At 58.7% G+C, this 15,972-nt stretch carries 15 protein-coding genes; 6 read left to right on the top strand and 9 right to left on the bottom strand.

Going from position 1 to position 15,972, the window contains the following annotated elements; translation table 11 throughout:
- Positions 1–75 precede the first annotated feature (75 nt).
- Positions 76–1,332: a hypothetical protein gene (locus RBB47_RS12190; protein ID WP_305986078.1), complete on the top strand. Its 1,257-nt coding sequence runs from the start codon at positions 76–78 to the stop codon at positions 1,330–1,332.
- A gap of 31 nt (positions 1,333–1,363) precedes the next feature.
- Here the strand turns inward: RBB47_RS12190 and RBB47_RS12185 are convergent, their stop codons facing one another.
- The 6 genes from RBB47_RS12185 to RBB47_RS12160 form a co-directional block, all read right to left on the bottom strand.
- Positions 1,364–2,770 carry a PolC-type DNA polymerase III gene (locus RBB47_RS12185; RefSeq protein ID WP_305986077.1) on the bottom strand — a complete coding sequence of 469 codons (1,407 nt, stop codon included), beginning with the start codon at positions 2,768–2,770 and terminating at the stop codon, positions 1,364–1,366.
- 5 nt (positions 2,771–2,775) lie between these two features.
- Entirely contained in the window at positions 2,776–3,297 is a 522-nt protein-coding gene (locus RBB47_RS12180) for a hypothetical protein (RefSeq protein WP_305986076.1), read from the bottom strand.
- A gap of 60 nt (positions 3,298–3,357) precedes the next feature.
- On the bottom strand, positions 3,358–5,187 hold the full coding sequence (locus tag RBB47_RS12175; protein WP_305986075.1) for a DUF294 nucleotidyltransferase-like domain-containing protein: 1,830 nt from the start codon (positions 5,185–5,187) through the stop codon (positions 3,358–3,360).
- 105 nt (positions 5,188–5,292) lie between these two features.
- The gene (locus RBB47_RS12170) at positions 5,293–7,080 is read right to left on the bottom strand and encodes a sodium:solute symporter family protein (RefSeq protein WP_305986074.1); all 1,788 of its coding nucleotides are present in this window, start codon (positions 7,078–7,080) and stop codon (positions 5,293–5,295) included.
- A 13-nt stretch (positions 7,081–7,093) separates the two neighbouring features.
- On the bottom strand, positions 7,094–7,354 hold the full coding sequence (locus RBB47_RS12165; protein WP_305986073.1) for a DUF4212 domain-containing protein: 261 nt from the start codon (positions 7,352–7,354) through the stop codon (positions 7,094–7,096).
- 693 nt (positions 7,355–8,047) lie between these two features.
- Positions 8,048–8,575: a CGNR zinc finger domain-containing protein gene (locus RBB47_RS12160; RefSeq protein ID WP_305986072.1), complete on the bottom strand. Its 528-nt coding sequence runs from the start codon at positions 8,573–8,575 to the stop codon at positions 8,048–8,050.
- Between the two features lie 129 nt (positions 8,576–8,704).
- Here RBB47_RS12160 and RBB47_RS12155 point away from each other — a divergent pair, with 129 nt between their 5' ends.
- Both RBB47_RS12155 and RBB47_RS12150 read left to right on the top strand, forming a co-directional pair.
- Positions 8,705–9,355 (top strand): AzlC family ABC transporter permease, encoded by a 651-nt coding sequence (locus RBB47_RS12155; protein WP_305986071.1) that lies wholly within the window; start codon positions 8,705–8,707, stop codon positions 9,353–9,355.
- The gene (locus tag RBB47_RS12150; protein WP_305986070.1) at positions 9,345–9,653 is read left to right on the top strand and encodes an AzlD family protein; all 309 of its coding nucleotides are present in this window, start codon (positions 9,345–9,347) and stop codon (positions 9,651–9,653) included. Before RBB47_RS12155 ends, RBB47_RS12150 begins: the two co-directional genes overlap by 11 nt.
- 15 nt (positions 9,654–9,668) lie before the next feature.
- Here RBB47_RS12150 and RBB47_RS12145 read toward each other — a convergent pair whose 3' ends face one another.
- A complete protein-coding gene (locus RBB47_RS12145; protein WP_305986069.1) occupies positions 9,669–10,892 on the bottom strand; it encodes a pyridoxal phosphate-dependent aminotransferase in 1,224 nt (407 codons plus the stop codon).
- A gap of 11 nt (positions 10,893–10,903) precedes the next feature.
- The gene (locus RBB47_RS12140) at positions 10,904–11,548 is read right to left on the bottom strand and encodes a TetR family transcriptional regulator C-terminal domain-containing protein (protein WP_305986068.1); all 645 of its coding nucleotides are present in this window, start codon (positions 11,546–11,548) and stop codon (positions 10,904–10,906) included.
- Between the two features lie 247 nt (positions 11,549–11,795).
- On the opposite strand from RBB47_RS12140, the gene RBB47_RS12135 reads away from it, so the two are divergent.
- A complete protein-coding gene (locus RBB47_RS12135) occupies positions 11,796–12,962 on the top strand; it encodes a M20 aminoacylase family protein (RefSeq protein ID WP_305986067.1) in 1,167 nt (388 codons plus the stop codon).
- A gap of 22 nt (positions 12,963–12,984) precedes the next feature.
- On the opposite strand, the gene RBB47_RS12130 is transcribed toward RBB47_RS12135, so the two are convergent.
- Positions 12,985–13,935 carry a LysR family transcriptional regulator gene (locus tag RBB47_RS12130; protein ID WP_305986066.1) on the bottom strand — a complete coding sequence of 317 codons (951 nt, stop codon included), beginning with the start codon at positions 13,933–13,935 and terminating at the stop codon, positions 12,985–12,987.
- Between the two features lie 98 nt (positions 13,936–14,033).
- Here RBB47_RS12130 and RBB47_RS12125 point away from each other — a divergent pair, with 98 nt between their 5' ends.
- Both RBB47_RS12125 and RBB47_RS12120 read left to right on the top strand, forming a co-directional pair.
- Entirely contained in the window at positions 14,034–14,909 is an 876-nt protein-coding gene (locus RBB47_RS12125; RefSeq protein ID WP_305986065.1) for a dioxygenase, read from the top strand.
- The gene (locus RBB47_RS12120; RefSeq protein WP_305986064.1) at positions 14,906–15,967 is read left to right on the top strand and encodes a maleylacetate reductase; all 1,062 of its coding nucleotides are present in this window, start codon (positions 14,906–14,908) and stop codon (positions 15,965–15,967) included. The genes RBB47_RS12125 and RBB47_RS12120 overlap by 4 nt, the downstream gene beginning before the upstream one ends.
- The last annotated feature ends 5 nt before the right edge of the window (positions 15,968–15,972 follow it).

The following is a 15,972-nucleotide window of genomic DNA, read 5'->3' as shown; positions in this document are numbered from 1 at the left end:
GACGGGCTTGCACCGATCCTGCCTAATGGCCCCGTTTCCTTTTCAGTTGCAATCCATTTGAAGGACACAAGGACGATGGACGCGATCCCCTTTGACTTTGACGGCTACGAGCCCAAGGGCGACAAGAAAAACTCTGAGTTTTTCCAGGCCTATCTGCCGAAAATCTACGCGCGGCGGCAGGAATCGGGGGTCAATGATCTGGTTGGTGAGATGAAGGCGGTCGTCATTCAGGTCGAAGCAGGCGACGGTGTCGCCACCATGGCCGAGCTACATCGCATGACACCCAACCGGTACCAGGCAAGTTATGTTTCCGGAACGCACAAGTTCCACATCCTGCAGAACAAACCCGAGTTCCCGGCTGTCATTCTGATGGAGCCGTTGTCCGACACCTACGAGGACTATATCCGGCGCCTCAATGTGCTTTATCCGCTGTCCCGTCCGAAGCCGAATACACGCTACGTCGGCGAAGTGTTTCACTGCCCGGACACCGGGACGCTGCGCAGCACCCTTGAAGCCCAGAGCATTCGCTTTGAGTACACTGGTGACACCGAGAACGATCTCTACACGTCGCGAGGCATTCTGTTTTCAACCCCGTCGGATTTCACCGGCAACCGGATCGGCTACAGCAATCACGATTTCAACGACCCGGACAGCCTTGGCCTTGGCGAGCACCTTGAACTGACCGATGAGGAAAAGGCGTCGCTGCAGGACGGCATCACCTTTGCCGAGGAACACGGCCTCAACGACCTGATGCTCGGTTATGACCACATGGCGACACGCATTCTCGCAGGCGAGCGCGAAGACGCGATCCTCGAGTTCCAGACCATGGTGCCCTACTATTTCTGGGGCGCTTACAATATCTCCGACATGAATTCCTCGACCAACGTCAATCGTTGCCCGTCGGTCACCGACGACAAGCGATCGCCTGCAAAGGTCTTCACCGCCAACAACACGCCTTCTTTCGTCAATTCATTTGAAAACCTGCCGATGCCGACGGAAGACTTTGTCCGCAATTTCGGCCGCAGGATGCATCACATGGCAGTCGAGATCCTGGATGGCGACCATCCATCTGGTCAGAAGAATGTCGATTATGTCGTCGGCATCCTCGGCAAGCAGGGCGTGCCGTTCCTGGCGCATGTCGTGGGCGAGTGCAAGGACTCACCTGATCTGAAACAGATCTTTTCCAAACACTCGCAACACACGCTGCTGATCACGGAATATATCGAGCGCTGCAAGGCATTCGACGGCTTCTTCACCAAGTCCAACGTCGCGGCGCTGACCGAGGCGGCCGGCAAGGACGAGCGTTATCAGCACGGCCACGTCTTCGACTGAGTGCCGAAATTCCCTGAAAGCCGGCAGGCGGTCAGTTGAGGTCCTTCAACAGCCTGCCGTGCTTGCGGGTCTGCGCAATGACGTCGCCAAAGGTGGTGTAGCCCCGCGATGACAGGATCGGCAGCATCTTGCACAGCGCCTCGGCGGTCGCCTGCGCATCGCCGAGCGCGGTATGCCGGTGCTCGGGCGGGATCGTGATGTCGAGCCGCTCGCACAAGGCGTCAAGAGAATGCCCTTCCGTATCGCCAAACAGAACGGCTGACAGCAGGACGGTGTCGAGCATGGGGTGGTCCCAGGTCAGACCGCAGATCCTTGCATGCCGGTTGAGAAAGGCCATGTCGAAGGGCGCGTTGTGAGCGACCATGACGCAGTCGCGGGCAAAACCGTGGAACTGGCCCACGGCCGTGCCCGGGTCCGGCGCGTCTGCGACCATGTCATCGGTAATGCCGTGAACCTTTGACGACCCGGGAGGAATGGGACGCCCCGGATTGACTAGCTGATCCACCTTCTCACCGGGAATGATCTTGCCGTTGACGACCCGGACGGCCCCGATCTGCACAATCTCGTCCTTGTTGGGCATCAGGCCGGTTGTTTCCGTATCGAACACGACAAAGTTGAGATCCTTGAGAGGCCTGTTCTCGATCGCGTGTTCGCTTGCCTGTTCGTTCAGGTCGAAGTCGTAGATCAGCGGCCGCTCGGCTTCCGGAGCGATCTGGGCTTTCGTTCCGTCCACCAGGATCATGTAGCCCGGCACCTGCTTCAGCTTCTTGAGACGGAGTTCGAAGCGCAGGTTTCCGTGGGTGCACTTGACCTGCGTGACCACTTCGGTCCGCCCTTCCGAGAGCTTGTCCTGCGCAGCACGCAGCTCCAGTTCGTTGAAATAGTCGAAGACAGATGCGCTGAGACGCGGCACATGCACCTGTCCCAATACGTCGGCAGCCTGTCCGTCGTAAAGCATGATCTTGTGGTTCGGGCTGACCAGGATGATCGCGACCGGGATCTCGGTCAAAAGCATGGCCAGATGCGCCTTTTCCGCCATCAGGCGCGCCGTTTCGGTGGCCACCACATCATCTGTGTCGGCGGAGACTTCCGTCAGTTTTCCGGTCACCGCCTTGACGGCAGGTCCGAGGTCACCAAGGAAGCGTGACTCATGCAGATCCACAATCGCATCAACGCCCGCATGCGCCCGGGTTCGGATTGCTGCCGACAGGCGTTCGATCGGCTTGGCGACATTCTCGTCGAACAGCATCCAGATAGACGTCGTCACGCCCACGATCGCAAAAGCCGACAGGGATCCGGATGTCATGAAAGCGGACATTTCCTCACCGACATCCAGCCGGCTGAATGCGAAATAATGCGACAGGCCGACCAGGCCTGAGCAGGCGATAGCCGACCCGAAGAAAAGGAGAAATGTTCGCAGGCGAAGACTGAGTGACATCAACATCATTTCCCTCCGCAAATTGTTGAGACGATGGGATCGTCAGCAGGAACAGGGATCCAGTCCGCACCGGTAACGGCACCGTCGTCCTCAAACGAAATTGCATCTGTAAGCGCCGCGCGACGATGACCGGCACAATCGGCAAGAAAGGTGATCTTGTTGACCGGTGCCCATCTGCCGAAGAAGTAGGTTTCACCAAGCTTTTCGTCCGGCCGCTCCGGATGCAGCCGGATCGTCTGCATATCAACGGCAACGAAACGCTCGACGAATGGCTGGATATAGGTCCAGGGCCGGTAGAAGGCCTTGTTTTCCACCGTCAGCGCGATGACGAGACCCTCGGGCAAGGCCTCCTTGGTGCGGGAGAACCAGCCGTATTCATTTGAAATCGTGGTCAGGATCATCGCGATGCCGGCGGCAACAGGGGCAAACCAGCGCGGCAAGCGCCCACCCAGCACGCGGTTTACGAGCATGACGAGGCCCGCTGCCGCGATACCGGCGACGAAGGTCGCGATCAATTCCACAAACATGTCATTCCTCCCGCCTGGAGTTCGGGCTTATCCCCCTGCCCGTTTCTCCTGAATTCTTTCCTACCCCAACATGCCGCGTCCGTGCCCGATCGATGACTGCATTGTTTTGACCACCACAAAGGCGTCTCGCAAATGACTTCGCTCAAAATCGGACAATTCCGATGGCTGCAGGAAATTGTCCGGCTTTTGTCCGAGTTTGATCAGGCCGGCCTGGTGCAGCAACCGGGTCTCGGCGATCAGGTCATAGGCATCCAGCAAATCGCTGCCGCCGGACTGACTGAGCCGTCCGTTTGCCCGCGCCTCCAGCAAACGTGCCTTTGTGTTCACAACCGTGATCTGACCCTGAAGCGCGTAAATTCGCGCAAGATCGACAATCGGCACAACGCCATTGAGCTTCATGTCGAGTGAGTTCTTGTTTTCTCCGCTGCGAATGGTTGCCAGACCTCTGAGCAGATTCAACGGCGGATGATGTTTCAGTGAATTGCTGACCATATGCGCCACGAAAATCGAGTTGCTTGCCGCAGCATTCAGCGTGGTTTCCTGCAGGTCTTCGTAAAGATCCTTTTGGCCGCCGATTGGGCGCAGGTCAAACATGACCGAGCTCAGCATCTGCGCTTCCGGATCAGGTTTCTGGATCCAGCCCTCGAAGTAGCTCTTCCAGACCCGGACCGGCTGGCACCAGCGCGGGTTCGTCGCCATCATGTCGCCCGGGCAATAAACGTAGCCGCAGGTGTTCAGCCCGTCGCAGACGAATTTTGCCAGCTCCGCGAAGTAGCCGTCCCTGTCTGCATCGCTGACGCCATCATCCAGAAACAGGCAATTGTCCTGATCGCTGACACCGGTCTGTTCCTGCCGCCCTTGCGAACCGCAGGCGAGCCAAAGATAGGGAACCGGCGGCGGGCCAAGCCTGTCTTCCGCAAGACTTAAGAGACGTCTCGTTGCCGTGTCCGCAATATCGGTAATCAGCCGCGTCACCACTTCGTGCGGGCTGCCGGCAGCCACAAGCTGCAGCAGCAGCTGCGGGATATGCGCCGTCACCTTTGCCATGTCTTCGGCGGTTCCTGCGCGTGTGATCTGGCCGACCATGTCAGCGGAGCTTATCGCCTGAAAGCGGGTCAGATCGGTCTGGGTCACCATGCCGACCAGCTTGTCGCCTTCCACGATGGGAACATGTCCGATCCAGCGTTCCATCATAAGGTGCAGGATATCCGTTCCGATGGCCGACGGCGGCAGCGTCAGCGGTGACGCCGTCATGACATCGGCAACGGCGGTTTCAACCGGCTTGCCCTCCGCGAGGATCTTTCCAGTGAGATCCCTGTTGGTGACAATGCCGAGCAGCGTCTCGTTCGGGCCCGTTATGCAAAGGGAGGAAATGTGCCGGTCACGCATGATCCTGGCTGCTTCCTGCACCGTCGTTTCGGACTGGCAGGTAATCGGATTGCGCGCCATAAGCGTTTCCGCGCGGCTGGTGGCAAGATCGCGGCCGCGTGTGCTCGACTTTCTGGCCCGGTCGAAGAAACGGGCGACGACCTTCTGGTCGTCCATGAGTTTTCGGAAGTCGGCCGGAGGCAGGACCAAAAGGATCGAGTGTTCGTCTGCCTGCGCGGACGTGGCAGCCTTCCCGTCTTTCAAAAGCCCGCGTTCCCCGAACGTGTTTCGCAGCACCAGATGACTGACAATGACGCTGTTTTCGTCCCTGATTTTGACAGCGCCCTCATAAATCACGAAGAGGCCTGGCAGCCTTTCACCGAGCGAGTAAATATGTGCATCCGGTTCGACCCTGCGGACTTCGAAACGTTCTGCGAGCCTTTCCTGGACGTTGTGTGGCAAGGCGTCATAGGGGTGCAGCGACTTCAGGAACCGCAATATCTGGTCGACACTCAGGGACATCTCGATAGCCTCGCCAAAACGGAAAAATCCTGCCCGGCGACGGGCCGGGCAGGACGGGATCATACCTGTTGCAGGCGGCCGGAAACCAGCCGCCTGCAATCCGGATCAGTGATCCTGTGCAACACCGGCACCACGCGGGATGCGGACGCTTTCGACCAGATCCTTGATCGCCTGCGGCGTTTCCTTGGTCATGCCGGAGACGACATAGGCAACCAGGAAGTTGATCGCCGCACCGATCGCACCGAAGGATGTGGACTTGATCGGGCCCAGCAGCGGGTCGGCATCCGTGAAGGTGTTGGTTCCGGGAATGAAGAACCAGCCCTTGTGCAGGAAGATGTAGACCAGCGTCACGACCAGGCCTGCCAGCATCCCGGCCACCGCACCGGTGTTGTTGATGCGGGTCGAGAAGATACCCATCATCAGTGCCGGGAAGATCGACGCCGCGGCTAGTCCGAAGGCCAGCGCCACCGTTTGCGCCGCAAATCCTGGTGGATTGAGACCCAGATACGTGGCGACAACAATGGCCACGGCCATGGCAATTCGGGCTGACAGCAATTCTCCCTTTTCAGAGATTTGCGGGTTCCAGGCCCCCTTGATCAGGTCATGACTCACCGCCGAGGAGATCGCGAGCAAGAGACCCGCCGCGGTCGAGAGCGCGGCCGCAAGACCACCGGCTGCGACCAGACCGATCACCCAGCTCGGCAGGTTTGCGATTTCCGGATTGGCGAGAACGAGGATGTCACGGTTGAACTTGGTCAACTCGTTACCCAACCAGCCCTTTTCCTCGGCAAGTGCCTGCATGTCGGCATTGGCGTCATTGTAGTACTGGATCTTGCCGTCGCCGTTCTTGTCTTCCCAATCGAGCAGACCGGTTTTTTGCCAGGTATCCATCCAGTCGTATTTTGGATCCTCGGCAATCGTTTCGACGGCAACCGCACCTCCATTGATCCCGCCGTTCGGCCACATCATTTCGGTGATGTTGAGGCGTGCCATGGCACCGACTGCCGGAGCGGTCAGGTAGAGCATCGCGATGAAGACCAGCGTCCAGCCTGCGGACCAACGGGCATCGGAAACCTTCGGCACGGTGAAAAAGCGCATGATCACGTGCGGCAGACCAGCTGTACCGATCATCAGCGACAGCGTGAACAGCACCATGTTGAGCGTGTTGGAATGGTGAGCGGTATAGGAGTTGAAGCCAAGCTCCGTCACCACCTGGTCCAGTTTGGTGAGCAGCGGCACACCGCTGGCAACATCGTTTCCGAACAGGCCGAGACCCGGGATCGGATTACCGGTCAGCTGCAGCGAAATGAAGATCGCCGGGATAGTGTAGGCCGTGATCAGGACCACGTACTGCGCCACCTGCGTGTAGGTCACACCCTTCATACCGCCGAAAACGGCATAGGCGAACACGACGCAGGCGCCGATCAGAAGACCGGTCGTGTTGTCCACTTCCAGAAAGCGGCCAAAGGCAACACCAACGCCGGTCATCTGTCCGATAACGTAGGTTGTCGAGGCCACGATCAGGCAGACAACCGCCACGATGCGGGCCGTCTGGCTGTAGAACCTGTCACCAATGAATTCGGAAACGGTAAACTTGCCGAACTTGCGAAGGTAAGGCGCAAGCAGCAGCGCCAGCAGCACGTAGCCACCGGTCCAGCCCATCAGAAAGGTGCTGTTGTCATAACCGGTAAAGGCGATCAGGCCGGCCATGGAAATGAACGATGCCGCCGACATCCAGTCCGCCGCGGTGGCCATTCCGTTGGTGACCGGATGCACGCCGCGCCCGGCCGCGTAGAATTCGGAAGTCGAGCCCGCCCGGGCCCAGATCGCGATGCCGATGTAGAGCGCGAAGGAGCCGCCCACAAACAGCAGATTGATAGTAAACTGATCCATCTGTCAGATGCCCCTATTCTTCGTCCACACCGTGTTCGCGGTCGACCTTGTTCATCCAGGCTGCGTAAAAGAAAATGATCGCCAGGAAGACAAGGATTGAACCTTGCTGAGCGAACCAGAAACCGAGATCTGTGCCGCCGACGGGAATCCCGCTCAGGAGCGGGCGCAGCAGGATGCCGAACCCGAAAGAGACCAGCGCCCAGATCACGAGGCTGATCGAAATGATCCGCATGTTTGCGGACCAGTATCCGTTTTGGGATGGCTTTTCGGACATGTCGTCTCCTCCAGTTCGTCCGTTTGTTTCCAGGAAACCGCGGCAATCTGCGGCTCCGACTTCCAATCCCCTGCTCCTCGTCGCCGCACCGGCCTTCGTGCTTCACGCATGATGCCAAGTGAAGTGCTGCCGCGACGGTTGCAGGGCTGAGGTTTAGAGGTTCAATTTGGAAAAGGCGGATGCACGGAGTGCGCAATCCGGTTCGGTAGACACGGTCAAATCCAATGGCAACATGGCGCAGTTTCCCCGTCTGCTCCAAACCGTACGTCGCGCCCGCCTCACTCGGACCCGGCAACGGCTTCAGAACACCTTTTCAGACCAAAACTGATGAATGATCAGAACTGAGATCGGGAAACTACCAGCACGCCAATGGGATTCAACACTACTTACGAATTACGATACTTAGGTATTAGAATACGTAGCTATACTAATAATCTTGAAGGTTAATACTTAGGTATGAGTGTAATAAACCGGCAGATTTCTGCGGTTTTTAAGACTTTTACGCCAAAAAAATCGTGACGCTGTCCCGTTTCAAAGCCCTCTTGGATTTCTTGCGCAGAAATTACCGGCGCTGTGTATTGAACCAAGTGCTTAGAAAAGAACGATCCCTGACCGCAAACACGGCTGCTTTTCAGCACGGAATTGACCGCGACCGACAGAGTTTCAGAGTCAAATCGGCCGTCAGGAACATCTTCAAGTGACGTTGCGATCTTTCCGCCGGGCATAGTGCCGCGCGGCCTTTGCTCTGTTGCCGCATGTTTCCATGCAACACCATGTGCGCCTGCTGTTTTTGGTTTCGTCGATGAAGAGCCAGCCGCAGTCATCTCCGGGGCACATTTTCATACGGCCATACTCTTTCGGGTCACACAGGACCGAAATTGCCGACGCGGCCAGCAGCGCCTTGAGCGGCGGAAACTGCGCTGACTTCGCTTCGTCCGAAGCGCCACTGAATTCAAGCTTACGCACTTCGTTCAGAGCGGTCCGCGTCTCGCCTGCCCGCAGCATTTCCCGAAGGTCTCGCCGAAAACGCACGAGATCCGCCAACTCATGGTCGTCATCAATTTTCACCTGAGCAGCCTTCAACCATGTCTCCAGATCCGCCAGAGAGACGAGTTTTTCATGCGCGACCTTTCCGTCCGCCGTCCAATCGGCTGTGTTGACGAAATCGAGCGCAAGCCGGCCGCCGACCAGACGGATGGGGTGTCCCTTCGAATAGCTCATGGCCACTTCTAACCTCTATAGGGGTTGACATGCAACGGACAGAATATTCTAACTATTGCTATGGTTAGAGAGTCGGAAGCAGCACGCCCACACAGCGCCACTTTGACAGGTCAGGGAGTCTTGCGCGGAATGAGCCGCCTGCTCCCGATTTGCATGTTTGTGGTCCCTTTCGGAATTGCCTTTGGCATCGCTGCCGTGGAGCAAGGCATCGGCCCTTATCAGGCAACAGCAATGAGCGCCTTTGTCTTCACGGCGACAGCCCAGTTTGCCTCGCTTGAATTCCTGCATGACCCGGTCGCCTTTGCATCGCTTGGACTTGTTGCGCTCGCACTGAGCGGCCGGCACATCATCATGGGCGCAGCCCTGTCAAAGTGGCTCAATCATCTCCCCCTCGGAAAACGGCTTGCCACGATCATGTTCCTGAGCGATGCCAATTTTGCAGATACGCAGACCCTGCTCCAACGCGGCGAAACTGACCTCGGACCACTCATGGGCGGCGGTGTCATGCTCTGGATTACCTGGGTTTCCAGCACGGCACTCGGTGCCTTTGGCGGCGATCTGCTCGGAGACACTGACGCCTATGGCTTCGGTGTCGTGATGCTGTGTTTCTTTGCCGCGACCGCATTCGGCATGGTGCGCAGGGCGACAACGATGGCCCTTCCAGCAGCAGCTGCAATCGCTGTTTCAGTTGCAACCTATCCTGTGCTGCCGACAGGTTGGAACATTATCCTGGCGGCCGTCATCGGCGGCTTGGTATCGGCCTTTGCCAATGTTGAATGACGGGTCGTTCTTCATTGCCGTTGCCGTGCTCGCGGCAACGGCCTTCGCAACGCGGCTCGCCGGTGTTGTCTTGATGGCATGGGTGCCACCCGGTCCAAGGGTTGAACGCTTTCTCGAAGGTCTTGCCGTATCGGTGATTGCGGCCCTTGTGGCGTCTGCCCTCGTTACGGCCGATATCAAAACGGTCGCTGCTATCCTTGTTGCAATCGCCCTGATGGCGCTGACGCGCAGCATCATTTGGGCAATGCTTGCGGGCATGGTTGCTGCAGCGACCTATCCGCTGGTGATGTCGCTCTGACCTCCTAAGCTTCGATCAGGTCGTCGTCAACAGGTCGTGTTCCAGGACACGAGCAGGATCTCTTTCAGGTCCATCAAGACCTTTCGAGAATGCGGAAATTCTCTCCACCGCATCAGCAAGCTGACCGTCATCGACCGTCAGCGACAAGCGAATGAACCCTGCCGCCTGCTCGCCGAAGGAAGCTCCGGGCATAACCGCGACATGTTTTTCCGCCAGAAGCCGATCGGCAAAAGATGCGCCGTCCAGTCCCATCGCGCTGACGTCGATCAGCAGAAACATGCCGGCTTCAGGCATCATCGGGTGCAATAGATTTTGACCGGCAAGGCGCTCGATGATCAGCTGGGCCCGTCCGCGATAGCGTTCACGCATGCGCGCTGCCGTGTCGAAGTCTTCGGACAGGGCTTTCGCGGTCATGTCGGCGATAAACGGCTGGCCACCGAACAACATGGTTTCCGATACGGCCAGAAGCCTGGTGCAGAATTCCTCTGGCCCGACCGCCCACCCGGACCGGAAACCGGGGGCGGCATGCGACTTTGAAATCGATGAGACGACAATGGTGCGCTCTTCCAATGCAGGGTCGTCGAACGGAGACGCGAACGCGCCGTCGAAAATCAGCTCTTCATAGACCTCGTCGCACACGATCCAAAGATCGTGACGTCGGCAAACCTCACCAATCGCCGCGATTTCATCGCGGGTCAGAGTCGCTCCAGTGGGGTTGTGCGGCGTGTTCAGAAGAAGAACCCTACAGTTCCGCGTAACCGCTTTTTCCAGGTCTTCTGCCTGAAGATGAAACCCCTTCTCCGGCCGAAGCGGCACAGGAACCATTGACGCGCCGGATGCCGCTATAACCCCTTCATAAGTTGCGTAAAGCGGGTCGCAGACGAGGACGGCATCACCGGTTTCAACAAGTCCCAGCATGACGGCAAACAGCGCTGTCTGGGTTCCGGGAAAGCACAAGATATTGCGCTCGGTCACGTCTTGCCGTCGCTGACGGTACTTTCCTGCAAGCGCCGCAAGGACACCCGGCTCGCCGCGCCCGTTTGAATAGCGCGTGCGGCCGCTTCTCATGGCGTGACTGGCTTCATCCAACAACGCCGTGTCCGGCAGAATATCCGGTTCACCGATCGTCAGCTCGATAACATCAATGCCATTGGCCGCCATCTCGCGCGCCTTGAGGTGCAGGCTCCACTTGCCGGATCCCAGATGGGCCAAACGGTCGGTTATTGAGGCATATCGCATACTAGGATCTTTCAACTTGCGTGGAGTTCATCTGCCAGGCTGATCCCGCCTAGCAGTGCTTCGGCAGACCGGATGGCAATTTCGGCCGCAGGTTTTTCGGCAAAAAGGTCGTCAACCAAAGTGCCCTCGAGCCACAAGCCGTCAATCAGGCCGTTGAGCGCGATCGCAAGTTCGCGGCACCGCGCCGGATCCGGATCCTGCCCGGCATCCGTGAGCACGTCCGCCACAAGCCCTTCCACAGTGTCGCGAAAGGCGAGATAGTTCTCCTTGTGGATCTCCGCGAATACCGGATCGACCCTGACATGGCTGATGAAGGCTGCCCAAAGGGACAGTTTCTTTGCGTCTGCGACTGGGGCGCTCAGATTGGAGACAATGAATTCTCGCAACCTTCGACGCGCGGTCAAAGGACGGTGGTCTGCTGTATTCTCGGCGCTCGCGACCATGCTGGCCATCAGGTCCCGGTAAGCAGCCTGGAGCATAAGATCCTTGCTCGAAAAGTAGTGTCGGATCAGCCCTTGGGTCACCCCGGCTCGGGCAGCGATTTCACGCACGGTTGCGTTCTGCAAACCACATTCCGCAATACAGTCGAGCGTCGCAACGATAAGGTCCCTGCGCCGCTCAGCTTCACTGGCGCGATGAAAGCTGCGGCGGCTCATTTCATCTTGGCTCCAGGCAAACAGACGGGCCGGTCCATAGCCGCACAAGCACTTGGCGTTTCGAGTGGAGGTTTCAACGCGAGGAACCGGCCTTTTCTAGATGATCACGTGAGACCGCGCGGATACCAAAAATTCGGGGATGCGGCGCTGTTATTATACGCTTGAATAATTACTGGGCAAGTGCAAAGCTGCAGCCTCCTAGCGGGCGCAAGAAACCGCCCTCAGTCTGAATCTTTCCTGGGCTTGCATGACCATCCAGTTCCCAAACATCGATCCCGCTCTGGTCGCCACAAGGCGCCATCTTCACGCAATCCCGGAAATCGGCCTGTCCGAATTCAAGACCTCCGAATTCATCGCGGCAGAACTCGAAGCGCTCGGCTATGTCGTCACGCGCGGATTGGCGGGAACCGGGATCGTTGCAAGTTTGAAAAACGGTTCGGAGACCAAAAGCATCGGACTGCGAGCCGATTTCGATGCACTGCCGATCCAGGAAGAAACCGGACTGGAGTATGCAAGTACGCATGAAGGCGTCATGCACGCCTGCGGTCATGACGGCCACACGGCAATGCTCCTGGGCGCAGCGCGAATGCTGGCCGAGCGCCGGCAGTTTGATGGAACAATCCACCTCATTTTCCAGCCGGCAGAGGAAAACTTCGGCGGCGCGCGCCTGATGATGGATGATGGGCTATTCGAGCGTTTTCCGTGCGATGCGGTCTTTGGCCTGCACAACGAACCATCGCTTCCGCTTGGTCATTTCGCCTTCATCGAAGGCCCGATGATGGCGGCGGCCGATGAATGCCATATCACCGTCATTGGCCAGGGCGGGCACGGCGCCGAGCCTCAATCCACAGCCGACCCGATCGTTTGCGGGTCCAGCATCGTGATGGCGCTTCAGTCAATCGTTGCCCGCAACATCCATCCCATGAACCCGGCGGTAATCACCGTGGGTGCCTTCAATGGCGGCAGTGTCAGCAATGTAATTCCGGAACGCGCCGAATTGCAGCTTACCATTCGCGCGCTCGATCCGGAGGTACGCGACGACCTGGAAAGGCGGGTCCACGCCATTGCCGAAGGCCAGGCCGCAAGCTACGGCATGCGCGTGGAAATCAACTATGACCGCAGTTATCCGCCGTTGATCAATCCGCAAGCCGAAACACGATATGTGCGCAGTCTGGCGGAACGTTTTGCCGGCAAAGAGAAGGTTGCGGACATGCAGCGTCCCATCATGGGAAGCGAGGACTTTGCCTACTTCCTGGAGGAAAAGCCCGGATGTTATTTCCTGCTCGGAACAGCGAAGACAGATGACGATCCACCGCTTCACCACCCCAAATACGATTTCAACGACGACGCTCTGCCGATAGGCGCAGCATTCTGGGTCGAGCTTGCCGAGGACTTTCTGTCCTCGGGTTCATGACAAGCGTCCTGCTTGAACCTGCTCAACCGCCCCAGACGACGGCATCCTCGTGACGTTTGATCAGGTGCCTGAGGTTCTCGAAGCTGTCGGCGATGTGCTGCGCATATTTGTCGACGGAAGGCAGGTAGGGCGCATCGGCCAGCCGCAAGATCCCGAGCGCCCGATCCGGATGCGGAATCTGGAACGGCAACGCGGTCATCGTCCTTTCCTTCCGATAGGCAAAGACGACGCTGTGTGGCAGCACCGTCAGCGCATTGGTGCGCGTCATGTAGTTGATCACGCTTGCAAGCGACCCTCCTGAATACCTGACCTTGATCTCGGTCGCGCCCAGCGACAGGAGGATTGAATGAAGGTCTGCGTAAAGCGGGCTGCCCGGCGGCGGCGCAATCCATGGAAACTCAAGCAGCTCCTGTGCCCCGGTTTTTCGCCTGCCCAGCAACGGATGCAGCACGCTGCAGGCAACGACGTTGCGTCCCGGCAGGATCTCCTCGAACACCAGCCCGGACCCCTCGCCCAGAATGTCGATCGGACAGATCGCCAGGTCGATCCGGTCGGCATGCACGGCTTCCCTCAAATCCTTGACATAGCCGTAGCTTTGATCGACCCGGATGTCCGGATAGGTGTTCTGGAACTCCGCGGTCATACTGGAAATGAGCGCGTCCATGAAAAAGGGCGTCCCGCCGACGCGCACGGTTCCCGCTTTGCCTTCCCTGAAGTTCTGAACCGTTTCCGACGCCTTGCGCGAAGCCGTCAGCATTACCATTCCCTGGTCGGCCAGTGCGCGCGCAAGCGGCGTTGGCTGAAGGGGCCTCTGGCCTTTCAGGAAAAGCGGCTCTCCAAGCCGTTTTTCAATAGAAGACAAGGTTCGCGAGACTGCGGGCTGGGTCATGCCCAGGAGCTCGGCGCCCTCGGTGACACTTCCGGTCTGGACCACCGCAGCCAACTGGATCAGATGCCGCTCATCGAGTTTCATAGCAATTTGTTATAAACTCGGCTCGAAAAATCATCAACCGCACTTTTGCCGCCCGTTAACGTTTCACCAAGGTCAGAAACTGACCGTTGGGAGGAACCATGGCTGGCATGTCCGACATTGCCTTTTTTGAAGCGGAAAGGTCTGAGCGTCTCTTTGCAGACCGGCTCGACACGACGTCAGACGAACGGCTTGCCCTGGTGCTGTGCAAGATCGCCGAACACCTCCATGCAATCGTGCGCGAAACCCGTCCGACGCTGAAAGACTGGCGTGCCGCAATCGAGTTTCTCACCGAAGTCGGCCACCTTTGCGACGACCGACGGCAGGAATGGGTTCTGGTCTCCGATCTCCTCGGCATGTCCACGCTCATCGATGCGCTCAATTCCGACCGGCCCGCAAACGCGACGCCCAATACGATGCGTGGTCCGTTCTACCGGCCGGACGTTCCGGTCATGAACCATGGCGAAAACATCTGTCTGGATGGTGCCGGCACACCGGTTGACGTCACCATCCGTCTTTTGGACCTTGATGACCGGCCAGTTCGCGGAGCACGGGTGGAAACCTGGCAAGCGAACGCCCAGGGCTACTACGAGAACCAGCAGCCAGACTTGCAGCCCGAACATAACCTGCGCGGTCACTTTGTCTCAGACGATGCAGGTAGCGTCTCGTATCGCACCATCCGTCCATCCGGCTACGAAGTCCCGAAAGACGGACCGCTTGGAGACCTCCTCGGCAAACTGGGCGCTCCGCTTTGCCGTCCGGCGCATATCTATTTTCAGGTGACGGCAGACGGGTTTGAGACCCTGACCACGCAGATCTTCGACAGCGAGGATCCCAACCTCGGCAAAGACCCGCTCTTCAGCGTCAAACCCGGCCTTGTCGGTGACTTCGCTGCGACTGGCGCAGGATCGGACGCCGCTCTGAAGCTCGACATCGACTTCAGGCTCAACCCGCACAAGCAGGAGCATGATGCATGACCCGCGCGTTCACCTACAGAGGCAGCGCAGCCCATATCGTTTTCGGAGCCGGCAAACGCGCCGAGACAGGTGACTGGGTCGAAAAACTCGGCTGTGGCAAGGCGCTGGTTCTGTCGACGCCCCACCAGGCCGACGACGCCGCTGCGCTTTCCGAGCAACTCGGCGGGCTTTCGGTCGGTGTTTTTGCGAAAGCCGCCATGCATACCCCGGTCGATGTGACCGAAGAAGCGATGGAAGTGGTCAAACAGACCGGTGCAGACAGTGTGGTCGCGCTTGGCGGCGGCTCCACCACGGGCCTCGGCAAAGCCATTGCCTACAGGACCGATCTGCCCCAGGTCGTCATCCCGACGACCTATGCAGGCTCGGAAGTCACACCGATCCTCGGCCAGACCGAAGGCGGCCGAAAGACAACTGTCCGCGGCGACAGCATCCTGCCGGAAGTGGTCATCTACGATCCCGATCTGACGACTGGTCTTCCCCTTCCCATGACGATCACCAGCGGTCTCAATGCCATGGCCCACGCGGCCGAGGCGCTTTATGCGCAGGACCGCAATCCCGTTTCCAGCCTCATGGCGGCTGAAGGTCTTGGAGCCTTCAGCGAGGCGCTTCCTCTGCTTGCAGCAGATCCGGCAGATGCCGAGGCCCGGTCCGCAGCGCTCTATGGTGCGTGGCTCTGCGGCACGGTCCTCGGCACTGTCGGCATGGCGCTGCATCACAAGATCTGCCACACGCTCGGCGGCAGTTTCGACACCCCGCACGCCGAAACCCACGCGATCATGCTGCCGCACACGGTCGGCTTCAATGCCGGCGCGGTGCCCGACCAGTTGGAACCGGTGGCCAAACTCTTCGGCGCGACACCGGGCGCCGGCCTGTTCGACTTTTCCGAAAAGATCGGAGCGCCGCAGGCGCTTAAGGACCTCGGCTTGAGCGAGGCGGACCTGGACCGCGCTGCCGACATCGCTACCGAAAACCCCTACTGGAACCCGCGTCCGATCGACCGCGAATCCATTCGCAACCTTTTGCAGGACGCTTGGGACGGAACCCGTCCGGCAATTTGAACCTT

Source organism: Roseibium sp. MMSF_3544, assembly GCF_030732845.1.
Classification (GTDB): Bacteria; Pseudomonadota; Alphaproteobacteria; order Rhizobiales; family Stappiaceae; genus Roseibium.
The sequence above is the reverse complement of the archived record's forward strand: the minus strand, read 5'-3'. Positions and strand labels throughout refer to the sequence as shown.